General features: G+C 38.1%; 16 protein-coding genes. 10 read left to right on the top strand and 6 right to left on the bottom strand.

The annotated features are described in order from the left end of the window. Positions 1–33 precede the first annotated feature (33 nt). Both EG346_RS00665 and EG346_RS00670 read left to right on the top strand, forming a co-directional pair. Positions 34–708 (top strand): type 1 glutamine amidotransferase domain-containing protein, encoded by a 675-nt coding sequence (locus EG346_RS00665; RefSeq protein WP_123876666.1) that lies wholly within the window; start codon positions 34–36, stop codon positions 706–708. A 257-nt stretch (positions 709–965) separates the two neighbouring features. Continuing rightward, positions 966–1,949, top strand: a complete 984-nt coding sequence (locus EG346_RS00670) for an aldo/keto reductase (protein ID WP_123876667.1) — start codon at positions 966–968, stop codon at positions 1,947–1,949. Positions 1,950–2,049: 100 nt separating this feature from the next. Here the strand turns inward: EG346_RS00670 and EG346_RS00675 are convergent, their stop codons facing one another. From EG346_RS00675 to EG346_RS00685, 3 genes are all read right to left on the bottom strand, one after another. Continuing rightward, positions 2,050–2,493, bottom strand: a complete 444-nt coding sequence (locus tag EG346_RS00675; RefSeq protein WP_073333559.1) for a carboxymuconolactone decarboxylase family protein — start codon at positions 2,491–2,493, stop codon at positions 2,050–2,052. A 7-nt stretch (positions 2,494–2,500) separates the two neighbouring features. After that, positions 2,501–2,929, bottom strand: coding sequence for a DoxX family membrane protein (locus EG346_RS00680; protein WP_228426468.1), 429 nt, complete (start codon positions 2,927–2,929; stop codon positions 2,501–2,503). A gap of 63 nt (positions 2,930–2,992) precedes the next feature. After that, positions 2,993–3,565, bottom strand: a complete 573-nt coding sequence (locus EG346_RS00685; RefSeq protein ID WP_073333557.1) for a Crp/Fnr family transcriptional regulator — start codon at positions 3,563–3,565, stop codon at positions 2,993–2,995. 66 nt (positions 3,566–3,631) lie between these two features. On the opposite strand from EG346_RS00685, the gene EG346_RS00690 reads away from it, so the two are divergent. Beyond that, positions 3,632–4,021 carry a DUF1304 domain-containing protein gene (locus EG346_RS00690; protein WP_073333554.1) on the top strand — a complete coding sequence of 130 codons (390 nt, stop codon included), beginning with the start codon at positions 3,632–3,634 and terminating at the stop codon, positions 4,019–4,021. Between the two features lie 262 nt (positions 4,022–4,283). Here EG346_RS00690 and EG346_RS00695 read toward each other — a convergent pair whose 3' ends face one another. Continuing rightward, positions 4,284–4,661: a winged helix-turn-helix transcriptional regulator gene (locus tag EG346_RS00695; protein WP_123876669.1), complete on the bottom strand. Its 378-nt coding sequence runs from the start codon at positions 4,659–4,661 to the stop codon at positions 4,284–4,286. 91 nt (positions 4,662–4,752) lie between these two features. On the opposite strand from EG346_RS00695, the gene EG346_RS00700 reads away from it, so the two are divergent. Further along, a complete protein-coding gene (locus tag EG346_RS00700) occupies positions 4,753–5,742 on the top strand; it encodes an NADP-dependent oxidoreductase (protein ID WP_123876670.1) in 990 nt (329 codons plus the stop codon). A 3-nt stretch (positions 5,743–5,745) separates the two neighbouring features. Further along, complete coding sequence (locus EG346_RS00705) at positions 5,746–6,222, top strand: cupin domain-containing protein (RefSeq protein ID WP_123876671.1); 477 nt, start codon at positions 5,746–5,748, stop codon at positions 6,220–6,222. Positions 6,223–6,366: 144 nt separating this feature from the next. On the opposite strand, the gene EG346_RS00710 is transcribed toward EG346_RS00705, so the two are convergent. After that, positions 6,367–6,828, bottom strand: a complete 462-nt coding sequence (locus EG346_RS00710; protein ID WP_123876672.1) for a thioredoxin family protein — start codon at positions 6,826–6,828, stop codon at positions 6,367–6,369. Next, complete coding sequence (locus tag EG346_RS00715) at positions 6,825–8,894, bottom strand: TonB-dependent receptor plug domain-containing protein (RefSeq protein ID WP_123876673.1); 2,070 nt, start codon at positions 8,892–8,894, stop codon at positions 6,825–6,827. Before EG346_RS00715 ends, EG346_RS00710 begins: the two co-directional genes overlap by 4 nt. Positions 8,895–9,015: 121 nt before the next feature. Between EG346_RS00715 and EG346_RS00720 the strand changes: the two genes are divergently transcribed. From EG346_RS00720 to EG346_RS00740, 5 genes are all read left to right on the top strand, one after another. Beyond that, on the top strand, positions 9,016–10,203 hold the full coding sequence (locus tag EG346_RS00720; RefSeq protein WP_073333542.1) for a homogentisate 1,2-dioxygenase: 1,188 nt from the start codon (positions 9,016–9,018) through the stop codon (positions 10,201–10,203). A 27-nt stretch (positions 10,204–10,230) separates the two neighbouring features. After that, positions 10,231–11,505, top strand: coding sequence for an acetyl-CoA hydrolase/transferase family protein (locus EG346_RS00725; RefSeq protein WP_123876674.1), 1,275 nt, complete (start codon positions 10,231–10,233; stop codon positions 11,503–11,505). Between the two features lie 139 nt (positions 11,506–11,644). Further along, a complete protein-coding gene (locus tag EG346_RS00730; RefSeq protein ID WP_123876675.1) occupies positions 11,645–12,433 on the top strand; it encodes a hypothetical protein in 789 nt (262 codons plus the stop codon). Positions 12,434–12,669: 236 nt separating this feature from the next. Then, on the top strand, positions 12,670–13,800 hold the full coding sequence (hppD, locus tag EG346_RS00735) for a 4-hydroxyphenylpyruvate dioxygenase (protein WP_073333537.1): 1,131 nt from the start codon (positions 12,670–12,672) through the stop codon (positions 13,798–13,800). Between the two features lie 70 nt (positions 13,801–13,870). Then, on the top strand, positions 13,871–14,329 hold the full coding sequence (locus EG346_RS00740; RefSeq protein WP_073333534.1) for a hypothetical protein: 459 nt from the start codon (positions 13,871–13,873) through the stop codon (positions 14,327–14,329). The last annotated feature ends 10 nt before the right edge of the window (positions 14,330–14,339 follow it).

The raw sequence follows: 14,339 nt of genomic DNA on the forward strand, positions 1-14,339 counted from the left end.
TTTATTCAGGCACAAAACCAAAAATCTAACCGTATGAAAAAGAAAATTTTATTTGTCGTGACCAGTCATGATAAAAAAGGAAACACAGGTGAAGATACCGGATATTATCTGGGTGAAGTTTCCCATCCGTGGGAAGTTCTTCACAAAGCAGGATATGAAATTGATTTTGTAAGCCCGAAAGGCGGAACACCACCAGTAGACGGATTCGACTTAAAAGATCCTGTGAACAAAGAGTTCTGGGAAAATAAAGAATACAAAAACAAAATCGATCATTCTTTACAGCCTTCTCAGGTAAATCCAAATCATTACAGCGCGATCTTCTACGCCGGAGGTCATGGTGCGATGTGGGATTTCGCAGACAATACTGAATTGGCAGACATCGCTTCAAAAGTGTATGAAAACGGAGGTATTGTAGCAGCGGTATGTCATGGTCCGGCAGGTCTTGTCAATATTAAGCTGAACAACGGAAAATATCTGGTAGATGGCAAAAAGATCAATGCCTTCACCAATGAGGAAGAAGCTGAAGTACAATTAACGAATGTCGTTCCTTTCCTTCTGGAAGATCAACTGAAAGAAAGAGGAGCACAATTTGAAAAATCAGAACGTTGGCAGAATCATGTGGTAAGCGACCATAGAGTCATTACAGGACAGAATCCTCAGTCTGCAAAAAGTGTAGGGGAAGCTATATTGAAGGAACTTAATCAATAATCAAATTTATTTAACCACAAAAGGCACAAAAGTTTTTAGCACTTAGTTTATTATAAGTTTAAAGACTTGGTGTATAAAGAATACCTCCTAAGTTCTGTGAAAATCTTTGATTTTAATAATGACAAAAATTTGTCGCCCCAGAATTCCCCTCCCTTGGAGGCGTGGCGAAAATTCGAAGAATTTTTGACGAGGTGGTTCGGAGTAGTTCAAAAAACAATGTCTTTTGCGGTTTAAAATACTAAATAAATAATCAAAAAATGGAATACAGAAAATTAGGAAATACGGAACTGGAACTCTCTGCAATTACTTACGGGGCATTTGCTATCGGAGGAAATATGTGGGGCGGGAATGCAAAACAGGATTCCATCAATTCAATTCATGCTTCTTTAGATCACGGGGTAACTTCTATTGATACGGCACCTTTTTATGGTTTCGGACTCAGTGAAGAAATGATCGGAGAAGCGATTAAAGGAAAAGACCGTTCCAAAATTCAGTTATTAACCAAATTCGGTTTGGTATGGGACGGCAGCAATAACGGAAAAGGTGAATTTTTCTTCGATGCAGAAGATGAAGGCAAAACATTTCCTGTCTATAAATATGCTTCGAAAGCTAACATCATCAAAGAAGTGGAAGAAAGTTTAAAAAGACTGGGAACCGATTATATCGATCTTTTACAGCTGCACTGGCCTGACAGCACCACTCCTATCAGCGAAACGATGGAAGCGATGGAACTTCTCATCCAGCAGGGGAAAGTTCTTGCAGCGGGTGTAAGTAATTATACAGTTCCACAGATGCAGGAAGGAAACAGAACGATGAACTTAGCCAGCAATCAGGTTTCTTACAGCATGCTGAATCGTAGTATTGAAAATGATCTCGTTCCTTATTCTTTGGAAAATAATTCAGGAATTATCATTTACAGTCCCATGGAAAGAGGTCTTTTAACCGGTAAATATTTCAAAGAAGATCAATTAAAAGAAAATGATCACAGAAACGGTTATTTTTCTCAGTTTGATTTAAATAAAGTAAAAAATTTCTTAGAAAAAATAGAGCCTGTTGCCCAGGAAAAAGGAGCTTCCCTTTCACAGCTGGTATTGAGATGGACAACTTTGCAGCCGGCGATTACAGTAGTTTTGGCAGGAGCCAGAAATGCACAGCAGGCAATTGAAAATGCCAAAGCAATGGATATTGATCTTTCAAAGGATGAATTGAACTTCATTACTGCTGAATTGTCACAACTTTAATATCAGATGATTGGTCATTGAAAACCAGGTGAAACAACATGCATAGACAAAATAGCCTTCAAAATGAGGGCTATTTTTAGTCAATAACTTTAACAGAAAATTACTTGGCAATCGGTAAGTGCGTACTTACTGCAATTCTGTTCCATGCATTGATGGTGACAATCGCCATGATGATCTGTGCAATCTGTGCATCATCAAAATACTGTTTTGCCTTTTGAAAGGTTTCTTCTGAAAGACCGTTATGGCTGATCAGCGTAATCTCTTCTGTCATCGCTAAAAGCACCTGTTCTTCTTCGCTGAACAGCTCTTTTGCTTCCCTCCATCCTTCAAGAATGAAAATTCTCTGTGTTGTTTCTCCATATTTCAGAGCATCCTGGGTATGCATATCAAGACAGAAAGCACATTTATTGATTTGTGAAGCTCTGATCTTGATTAATTCTTTTTGAATAGGGGTTAATGAAATCGTCTGAAGGTATCCTTCTAATCCCATCATTGCTTTGTAAGCAGCTGAATCTACAGTGGCAATATTTAATCTTGCACTCATAATAGTATTATTTATTGGTTAAATGATCGATACTAAAAAAATATTTCGGCTGAACAGCCAGTAAAAATGCTCCGGCACTTCCTACCCAGACAGAATAATCCAGAGGAGCCTTAATTCCTAAAGCCAAAGTCATAGACAAAGCAAAGACCAGCAGAAGAAACCCTGATCCGTACGCTCCAATCCTGGTTTTCCAGCCCAGAAGCAACATCAAAGGAAAAAGTATTTCGAAAAAAGTAGCGGTATAAGCAGAAAATACACTGAACCCTTCCGGAAGAAAAAAAGTAAGTTTTCTGGTGTAAATTTCAAAGTTCTCCCAATTTCCCCAGGCAGAATTTTTACCCCAAAAACCGAACCGGTCTGCCACCGCAGAAAGCATGGTCACAGCAATGGCAAGTCTTAAAAATAATTGTGGAAGATGAACATTTTTTTCTGTCATGATATTGGCTTTTAATAACATGACAAATCTCCGACTTATGGATGATAAAAATCTTAAACTGGTTTAAGATCGTAATTTCGCCCTGATTTCACTCAGGTATTCGGGAGTAAGATTTAAAAAAGATGCAATCAGATATTGGGGAATTCTCTGGATAAACCACGGATATAAAGTACTGAAATGAACATACAGTTCTTCTCTGGACATTTCATAGAGATAACGGATCCTTCTTTCTGAAGCAGCATAAGCCCTTTGATAAATCATTCTGAAATACCGTTCCATGATCAGATGTTTCTGCAACAAAAGTTCCTGCTGTTGAAGATCAATAACAAGAACCGTAGAACGCTCAACGGCCTGGATACAAAAATCTGATTGGGTCTGTCTTTCATAGGCGAAAGTATCTGTGATCCACCAGTTTTCTATCGCAAATTCTGTGGTCTGCTCCGTTCCTTTCTCATTCACAAAAAACTTCCTCAAACAGCCCGCAGAAACAAAAAACATCGATCTGCAGATCTCCCCCTGAAGCATCAGACTCTGTTTTTTTTTCACTTCGATCTCCCTGAAAAAAGAAAATATAGAAACATATTCTTCATCAGTGACCGTAATAAATTTATTTAAATGCGCCTTAAAAGTATCCATCTTTGCAATTGATTAACCAAACTTAACTTTATTTTTTTAGTTTTACAATCTTAAAAACATTAAATAATGGAACTTATTGCTAAAATCCTGATTGCCATCGTTGCACTGGAACACCTCTACATCTTATGGATGGAAATGTTTGCCTGGGAAACCAAGGGAAAAGAAGTATTTAAAGCGGCATTGCCTGCTGAAATGTTTAAGCCCACCAAAGGTCTTGCTGCCAACCAGGGGCTTTATAATGGTTTTCTCGCTGCCGGATTGATCTGGTCATTCCTGATTGAAGATCCCAAATGGCAAACCAATGTCGCTCTGTTTTTTCTGGGTTGTGTAGCTATTGCGGGAATTTATGGTGCTATTTCAGCGACCAAGAAGATATTTTTCGTACAGGCATTGCCAGCGATATTAGCGATCATTGCGGTCGTATTGAGTAATTTTTCTCATCTTATGCAGAGATAATATTATTCATTAACGCAAAGGGACAAATTTCTTTCCAATTCGACTGATGTAAAGCGCAAATCCGATATCTCCGATAAAATTGAATACGATAGTCATTGCAAGGAATGAAGCAATCTCAGAAAAAGATAGATTTGAGATTGCTTTACCTAAAGGTTCGCAATAACACTGGATTTCCCACACATTATGCGGATAAAACAGATTTTTTCTTGTTGTGGAAAATGTATACTGCAAAAAAATCTTTCAATTTTTAAATCTTTCAATACTACCCCATCGACTCCCTGATCTTCTCCCGATGAATAATTCCCCAATTCACCAGAGTTTCCGTTACCGGGAAAACTGATTTTCCGTATTCTGTCACAGCATAAGCTACAGTAATAGGTTTTGTATCCTGAATTGTTCTTGTGATGAGAAGATTCATTTCCAGTTCTTTCAGTTCTTTGCTGAGCATTTTAGCAGAGATTCCGGTAATACCCCGTTGCAGCTTTTTGAAATGAATCTGCTGATCTGTTCTGTTCGTGAGATACCGAATAATCATCAGTTTCCATTTTCCTCCCAAAACATCCAGACTGTCACGCATAGCAAATAGCTCTTCCGTACAGTTGGCTACTCTTTCTATTCCGTTTTCTATGATTTTTGCCATAATAGTTTCATTAAGGTAACTAGTTACCAATAGTTAACTGGTAGCAAATATAAACTATTCTCTTTTTACATTTGTCTATCAAATTACTCTTATGAAAGCCATTGTATTAAATGAAAAATTCCAACTCGGAGAGGCTGAGATAGAAAAACCTGAACCGAAAAGTCATGAAGTTTTAATTCAAATCAAAGCCAGCGGTTTTAACCCTATTGATTATCAGATGATGGAGAACGAACTGGAACGGAAACTTCTCAAATCACCTGTTTTAGGCCGGGAAATTTCGGGAGTTGTTGTTGAAAAAGGTGCAGATGCCCACCAGTTCAATATTGGAGACGAGGTATATTGTGGAAGTGGATCTATGGGAAGCAACGGTTCTTACGCTGAATATGTTGCTGTTCCCGAAGTTATTGTTGCTTTAAAACCTAAAAACAGTTCTTTTGAACAGGCCGCTGGCATTCCATCAGCCGGACTTACCGCAGTGCAGATTTTTAACCGTTTAAAACTGAACCACGATGATTCTGTTCTGGTTACCGGAGCAGCAGGTGGCGTTGGTTCTTTTGTCATCAAATTATTAATGGCTAATCATTTTCAGAAAATTACAGCGACTGTCGGAAGTGAAGAAAACAGACAGATCCTTCTTGGATTAGGATTAAAAAATGATCAGATCATCAATTATAAAGAGGAAAACCTCACCAAAAATCTTTTAAAAGCTAACAATGAACAGCTTTTCGACTTCGGAATTGATCTGGTTGGAAATTATATGTCTGAAATCACGGCGGATGTTTTAAAAATCAATGGCATGTATGCAGATGTTACCGCACTGGTCACAAAAGATGCCCACGAAACCCTTTTCAACAAAGGAACCGTGATCATGAATATCTCCAATTATTCCTACAGCATGAATAAAGACTATCACTATTACAAAGGAAGCCTCGAGGAACTTTCGAGACTTATTGAGAACGAAACCATCAGTCCGCCTAATTATAAAACGATTGGAAATCTTTCTCTGGACACGGTTTTAAAGGCTCATTCCATACTTAAAAACAATCAGACTCAAGGTCATAAACTCATCATGAAACATTAAACTATGAATACAATACCCAGACGTATCGTCACAGGAATTAAAAACGGAAAATCAACCATTATAGAAGATCAACAGACAGAAAATGTAGTAGAACATCTTCCGGGCCTGATTATTTCGGATATCTGGAATACTCAGAAAATGCCGGCAGGACTGGACCTTGAAACCCGAATTCCTAACACAGGATTTCCACAGACCCCTAAAAACGGAACTTATTTCCGTTACGTGGTTATTCCACCGGATAAAGACCTCGGCGTTGAATTTAAAGCAGGAGAACCTCATCCCATGATGCACCAGACGCAAACCCTGGATTACATTGTTATTCTTTCAGGAAAACTCCATCTGATCATGGAAGACGGAGAAACGCTTCTTCAACCCGGAGATATTGTCATTCAAAGAGGTACCAATCATGCCTGGAGTAACCGGTCAGATGAGCCGTGTATTCAGCTCGCTGTACTGATTGATGCGGAAATTCAGATTTAAAAATTGAAGAATTGAAAGATTGAAAGATTTTTCCGGAGTATACATTTTCCACAACAGTAAAAAATCTGTGTCATCTGTATCATCTGCAGGAAACCATGTGTCATTGCGAACCTTTGGTGAATCAATCTCAACAAAAAGATATAACTACAAAGCAGAAATCTCCAGAAGTTTCTGCTTCATGGTTTCAGGTGCCAATAATCCTTCATGATAATACACCAGTTTCTGATCTTTATCCAGAACAATCCACAAAGGATAAACAGGCTGATTTTTGTTTTTAGATAAAGCTACAGCCAGCTCATGGATTCCTGAGTTTCCATTCTGCAGATATCTGAATTCCCGACCCTGAAACCTTATTTTATCTTTCGTTTTTTCAGCTTCAAAATTCACCATATAAAAATTTTTATTGATCAGATCAACAATTTCCTGGTCTTTATTCAATGCAGACTTTTCCATTTTGCAAACTGAGCACCAGTCCGTATACAAATGGATGATTACAGGTTTCGGATCTTTTTTCATAGATGTTTCAAGATCAGAAAAAGTGCCTGTCTTCATCTGAGACAGATAAAAACAAGGCACTAACATTAAAAATAAAATAAAAGTTTTCATTTCAAAGTATATTTTACCCCCAGAAAACCTCTGATTCTCTGCATCGGTGCGTAGCCGTAAGCAGTGTCAAAAGTATAATGGTTCGGATTACTTATCGGATCGTCTGCATACTTATCAAAGGGGTCAAAAGGTCTCATCAAAGGATCTTTCGGTGTAAAATTGAAGAGATTCTTAACTCCGCCATACACTTCAAAACCGGATTTGAAACTTTTTGAAACCTGAATATTGGCTAAAGAATAAAACGGCGAATATTCCGGACGGTAGTCGTTTGGCAATACCGGAAGTCTCATCGGCCCGTAGAATTGTCCTGTAAAATCTAAAGTCAAATCATTGGTGAACTTATACGAGAGATTATAAGTCCCGCTCCACTTCGGCGCATGCAGCTGCTGTGATTTTTTATGATCCTCATCAAATTTCTGATACACATCGAGATAGGTCACTCCTACATTGACGCTCAAAGGAAAGCTGAAATTGAAATCCACATTCATGGATGCTCCTCTGGAAATTCCGTATCCATGGAGATTATCATAAATAATTTTATCCGGATCAGTATCAAAATCTCCTACGATCTTATTGCTGAAATAAGTATAAAATGCAGAAGCATCAAGCTGTAACAAACGGGTTCCAACAGGAATCTTCCAGATGTAATTTAAATTTCCATTGACCGATCTCTCAGGCTTCAAATCAGATTTGATCATTACTTCCCGTGACCCCGTCAAGGCTGCGTGATCTTCGGTAAACAGATTGACTACTCTGAATCCGGTTCCGAAATTGAACCTCAGCGTATGGTAAGGATTCGGGGAAAATTTCCAGGCAAACCTTGGCGAATGTACTTCATGATGGATCTTATCATAATCAAAACGGTAACCTACCAACAGAGTATTCTTATCATTGATTTCCCATTGGTCCTGAACAAATGCTCCCCAGATAGGAGATTTCATCGGTGCGTTGGTGATTCCGTCTCCCGATAAAGTTCCGGGCGTATTGTCATCATAGAAGGTCCGTTTGAAAGTAACTCCTCCTGTCAAATCATGGTTCCCCAGCTTTTTACTCCAGTACGTTTGTGCAAAAGCCACTTTTTGAAGCGCATTATAGGGATTAGTACCATAAAAAGAATTCTGATCATGATAATTGTAAGAAAACTGGGTAACGATATATTCTTTTAAAGGCCATTGATACAATCCAAAAACTTCCGCTCTGTTGGTATAAATACTCTCACCATAGACATCACCACTTCCACGATAAGATCTGTTCCACTGCATTTCTCCACCAAAACGGTCTTCATAGAGATACCTCATGGCAAAACTTGCCTGACGATTTTCTTTTCGCTGAAAATTCCATTTATTAAATACTGAAACTCTGCTTTGTAATGCTGCATCTGTGAAATTGTCTTTGTTCTGGTCTATTTTTTCTTTAAAGCTGAAATAGTTTATACTTAACAAAGACGCCGCATTCTTTCCAATATTAAATTTCGTTGAAACATCAAGATTATTTTCACTCCACGTGCTCGTCATCATGTCAACACTCAGTTTGGGGGCTGTCAACGCATTTTTGGTGATAATGTTAATCACCCCACCCATCGCTTCAGAGCCGTAGATAGAAGAAGCCGGACCTTTAACCACTTCAATTCTGTCCACAAGGCTGTTAGGAATTCCACTCAGTCCGTAGACCGTAGACAATGAGCTTACAATAGGCATTCCATCAATCAGAATCATCGTGTAAGGCCCTTCCAGACCATTGATGTGAATATCTCCGGTGTTGCATACCGAGCAGTTCAGCTGAGGTTTTACCCCATTTACCATGGCAATGGCCTCAAAAATACTGGGAGTAGGATTTTTCTGGAAAAATTTCTGGCTGTAAACTTCTACGGCTACAGGACTTTTTGATCTGCTGAAAGGTTTTATCGTTCCGGTAAGAACCACATCATCAATGGTACTCATTCTGACTTTAGGTTGGGAAACTGCAGATGAATCCTTTTCTACAGGGTGCTGCCAACTCAGACTATCGGTCTCCTGAGAAAAACAGTAAGAAGATAAAAGAGTTATAGAAAATAGTATTCGCTTCATGAAATTAAAATTGTTAGACAAATCTAACAATTATTTTTGAATTACAAAACACCATGACAAATGTTGTTAGAATGAATTCACGAAAAATGATTAAATTTGAGAAACTAGATATAAAAGTACTATGAGATATCATCAGGCGGGAAACATCCCACAAAAAAGGCATACGATTTTCAAATCACCGGAAGATAAATTTTATTATGAACAACTTTTCGGAACGGAAGGCTTTCATGGAATTTCATCGCTGCTTTATCATACTCACCGTCCTACACAGATCAAATCTATCGGAGAGCCGAAAGATGTGACGCCTAAAATTGCGGTAGAAAAAAATATTGCTCCGAGAATGTTTAAGGGAATGAATGTAACGCCCGAAGATGATTTCATGGACAGCAGAAAGATCCTTCTGATGAACAATGACCTGAAAATGGGATTGGCAAAACCCAGAAAGTCGATGGATTATTTCTACAAAAATGCTGAATGCGATGAACTTTTGTACGTTCACAACGGAACTGGTATCCTGAAAACCTTTGTAGGAGATCTGGAATTTGTAACCGGTGATTATCTTATTATTCCGAGAGGAACCATCTACCAGGTTGAGCTGAAATCAGATGATACCGTATTTTTCGTACTTGAAAGCCACTCTCCTATTTACACTCCGAAACGCTACAGAAATGAATTCGGACAGCTTCTGGAGCATTCTCCGTTCTGCGAAAGAGATATGATTGCCCCTGTATTCAAAGAGCCAAAAGATGAAAAAGGAGAATTTTTAATTAAAGTAAAAAAAGAAAACCAGATCACGGATTTCATCTATGCGACACACCCGTTTGATGTCGTAGGATGGGACGGATATTTTTATCCTTACAAATTCAATATCAAGAACTTTGAACCAATTACAGGAAGAATTCACCAACCGCCTCCGGTACATCAGAATTTTGAAGGTCATAACTTTGTCGTGTGCTCTTTCTGTGCCAGAATGTATGACTATCATCCAATGGCTATTCCTGCCCCGTATAATCACTCCAATATCGATTCTGATGAGGTTTTATTCTATACGGAAGGTGATTTTATGAGCCGTAACCACATCGATCTGATGGACTTCACTTTACACCCGGGAGGAATCGTACACGGACCTCACCCGGGCGCTATGGAAAGAAGCATCGGTAAAAAATTTACTGAAGAATACGCCGTAATGGTGGACCCTTTCCGTCCGTTGAAAATCACGGAAGAAGCTTTAAAAGTAGAAGATCCTTCTTATAAAACTTCATGGCTGGAAGAATCAGACAAAACCATGGAAGACCGTTCTCAGGAATAAAAAATCACTCATAAAAAAAATTCCATTATGTACAATTATATTAGTGCAGAAGAAGCCATATACACCGTAAAAAGTGGAAACCGCGTATTTTTCCACGGAAGTGCATGTACTCCGAATTATCTTATTGATGAACTGGCAAGACAGTCTCACCGTCTGGAAAATGTGGAAATGGTTTCCATTACGCAGCAGGGAAATGTGGAAATTGCAAAACCTCAATACAAAGATAATTTCTTTGTTAATTCTCTATTCGTATCAACTCCCGTGCGGGATGCGGTAAATTCTGAGCGGGGAGATTTCGTCCCTGTTTTCTTAAGTGAAATTCCTATTTTATTCAGAAAAAATATACTGCCGCTGGATGTAGCTTTAGTCACCGTTTCTCCACCGGACAAGCATGGTTTCTGTACCCTTGGAACCTCTGTAGATGTAGCAAGAGCAGCAGTAGACACGGCCAAACTCATTGTGGCTATCGTAAATCCTCTGATGCCGAGAACGCACGGAGACGGAATGATCCACATTAGCAGAATTCATAAGCTGGTATGGCATGAAGAGGAACTTCCTACCGTAGACTATGGTTCAAAGGTAGGTGAAGTTGAAATGCTTGTTGGTAAAAATGTAGCTGAACTGATTGATGACAGATCTACTCTTCAAATGGGGATTGGAACGATACCTGATGCTGTTTTAAAGTGCTTAACGAATCACAAAGACCTCGGCGTACACACTGAAATGTTGAGTGATGGAGTCATTGATCTGATTCAAAATGATATTATTAACAATAAATATAAAGGTTACAACGATAATAAAACGATCACAAGTTTTTGTTTCGGAACCAGAAAACTCTATGATTATGTAGATGACAATACGGTTTTTGATTTTAAAGACGTAAGTGATGTGAACTTCCCGATCAATATTATGAGGAACAAAAAGATGGTAGCCATTAATTCTGCTATCGAGATCGACCTTACGGGACAGGTATGTGCAGATTCCATCGGAACCCTACAATACAGTGGAATCGGAGGTCAGATGGACTTTATGAGAGGCGCAGCTTTAAGTGAAGACGGAAAACCCATCATCGCCATCACTTCAAGAACTAAAAAAGGAATCTCCAGAATCGTTCCGTATCTTAAACAGGGTGCCGGAGTGGTAACCACAAGAGGACATATTCATTATGTTGTGACAGAATATGGTACCGCTTATTTATATGGTAAAAACCTACGTCAGAGAGCTCAGGAACTGATCAGTATCGCACACCCTGATGACAGGGAAATGCTGGAAAGAGCTGCCTATGAACGATTTAAACATTAAATATTCTGAGTGATAGTTTTTCTTATCCTTCTTTTTCATAGGTGAAATCAACAAAATATGAACAAAAACAAAACTAATCTTAAAAAAAATTTAACATTTTGGCAGTGTTTTTGATAAACTCATTTAAAACATAAGGAAATTGAAGACTATATATAATTCGATAAGGGAAGAGGTTGAAAAGCATTTAAAGGTAAGGAATTCTGTTTTGGGAAATGTGAGTGAATGGAAACGAAGCCATTATATTATTCTTTCCGAAATTATAAAAGATGAACTGTCTGACTCTGAAGAATTAAAAGGGGGAAAAAAATTTGAAATAGGAAATACAATATCGCACGTTACTTTGCAGCGTTTTTTTGAAAATGACTATCAGGATAAAACCCATAATGATCTCAGGTTCCTGAAAACACTGGATAAAATATGTATTTTCCTTGGATATAAAGATTTAAACGACTACATACAGTCGGTTAAGTTGAAAAACAGAGAGAAAGAACTCGATGACGATCTGGAGTTTCTCACGAAAATGGTGTATGATTATTGCGCAACCGCATTTGAATTTTATAAGCATTTTCCCGAGCACAAACCGGAATTCTTTAAAAAACTGGTATTTGATGACTCTCCATTTTTAGAAAGAACTTCACAATTCAGCAAAGAATTATGTGAAAGGGATTTCAACCTGGTGACCAAGAATAACCGCTCCAATTATGAAGTTTTTGATATTCATGTTGTGACTGATGAACCTGAAAAAAAAATATTGGAAACCCAGGAATTCTGGAATCTTTTGTTTAAGGTCGGTGAAAACGGAGAAGAACATTTTGTCAACCAACTTAATACACAAATTTATTTTATCCGTAAAATAGACAACGTATGGAAAATCTGGGATAATTATAATCCGGATGCCGGAATCCTCAACAGGAAAGTAGACCGATAAATAAAAAAGCCGTAGAATCTCCTACGGCTTCCTTTTTTCGAAAATATTTTTTTTTCACTTGTTCTTTGTATAACAAATGTAGACATCCCATCTCATTTTAATTAAACTTAAATATACTTAAATGAACTCTTCTTTAACTTTATGTTAAGTATATTCAAGGAATCCTGTTGAATATTTTCGCTATTTATAAGATTTTTGTAATTTGCATTCCATTAAATAAAAGTAAAAATAGAAATATGTCAACACTTACATTTGCCGAAAAAATTGCTCAAGCTGAGAATTTTTTACCGATCAACGGTACAGATTACATTGAGTTTTATGTAGGAAATGCTAAACAGGCTGCCCATTATTACAAAACCGCTTTCGGTTTTCAGTCTTTAGCATATGCTGGTCCCGAAACAGGAGTAAGAGACCGCGCCTCTTATGTTCTTCAACAGGGGAAAATAAGATTGGTATTAACAACGGGGCTTAAATCCGATTCACCTATCAGCGAACACGTAAAAAAACACGGTGATGGAGTGAAAATTTTGGCACTTTGGGTAGATGATGCTTACGCCGCTTTTGAGGAAACAACCAAAAGAGGTGGAAAACCATATCTTGAGCCTGTGACTTTAACAGACGAGCAAGGTGAAGTAAGAATGTCCGGTATTTATACCTACGGAGAGACCATTCACATGTTTATTGAAAGAAAAAATTATAAAGGAGCTTTCATGCCAGGATATGAAAAATGGGAAAGTGCTTACAATCCTGAAGACGCTGGTTTATTATATGTAGACCACTGTGTCGGAAACGTAGACTGGAACAGAATGATCCCTACCGTGGAATGGTATGAAAAAGTAATGGGCTTTGTCAACATTCTTTCTTTTGACGATAAGCAGATCAATACAGAATATTCTGCATTGATGTCTAAAGTAATGTCAAACGGAAACGGATTTGCCAAATTCCCGATCAACGAACCGGCAGAAGGTAAAAAGAAATCTCAGGTTGAAGAATACCTTGACTTCTACGAGGGAGAAGGTGTACAGCATATCGCTGTTGCTACAAGGGATATCATCCACACTGTTACTGAATTGAAGAAACGTGGGGTAGAATTCCTTTCCGCTCCACCGGAGGCTTATTATGACATGGTTCCTGAAAGAGTGGGTCATATTGACGAAGATCTTAAAAAATTACAGGACTTAGGCATCCTTATTGATCATGATGAAGAAGGATACTTGCTTCAGATCTTTACCAAGCCTGTAGAAGACCGTCCTACCCTGTTCTTCGAGATCATTGAAAGACACGGTGCACAGAGTTTTGGTGCCGGAAACTTCAAAGCATTGTTCGAAGCACTGGAGAGAGAACAAGACAGAAGAGGAAATCTTTAATTTTACAATACATTACAAGTTTTGTCAGGAATTTTCATCCTGACAAAACTTTTTTTTAAAAACACATATTATGAGAAAAATTTTAATGGGGATGTTTTTTTTCGGAACATTAGGGCTTAGTGCTCAGTATGGAACCTTAAATGAGATCCTTAACCGCCTGGAAGAAAGAAAAGGCATCAATCAACATCTTGAAAATGAAAACATTGACAATAAGAAATTTGTCTTCATTAAAGATGCAGAAGACCATACAGAAAGAGATTTTATCGTTATTAAAGGAAACCAGGCTACCTATGTAGAAGTTTTTGATGACAAAGCTACCGGAGAAAGCAGTTCCAACGTTTTTACAGGCGACATTGTCAGAAGAAAAAACATTGTTTCTCTAAGGGCAGATAAACTTGAAAACAAAAAAGTTCCGATGCCGGTGACCAAAACATTACTGCTCACCAGGCAGAAAGACATTCTGTATCTTATTGATGTGAACACAAAAGACAGATGGATAGATGAGGCTTCTTATTCCAAAAATAAATAAATTCCCACGA

The organism is Chryseobacterium carnipullorum, from assembly GCF_003815695.1.
Lineage (GTDB): Bacteria > Bacteroidota > Bacteroidia > Flavobacteriales > Weeksellaceae > Chryseobacterium > Chryseobacterium carnipullorum.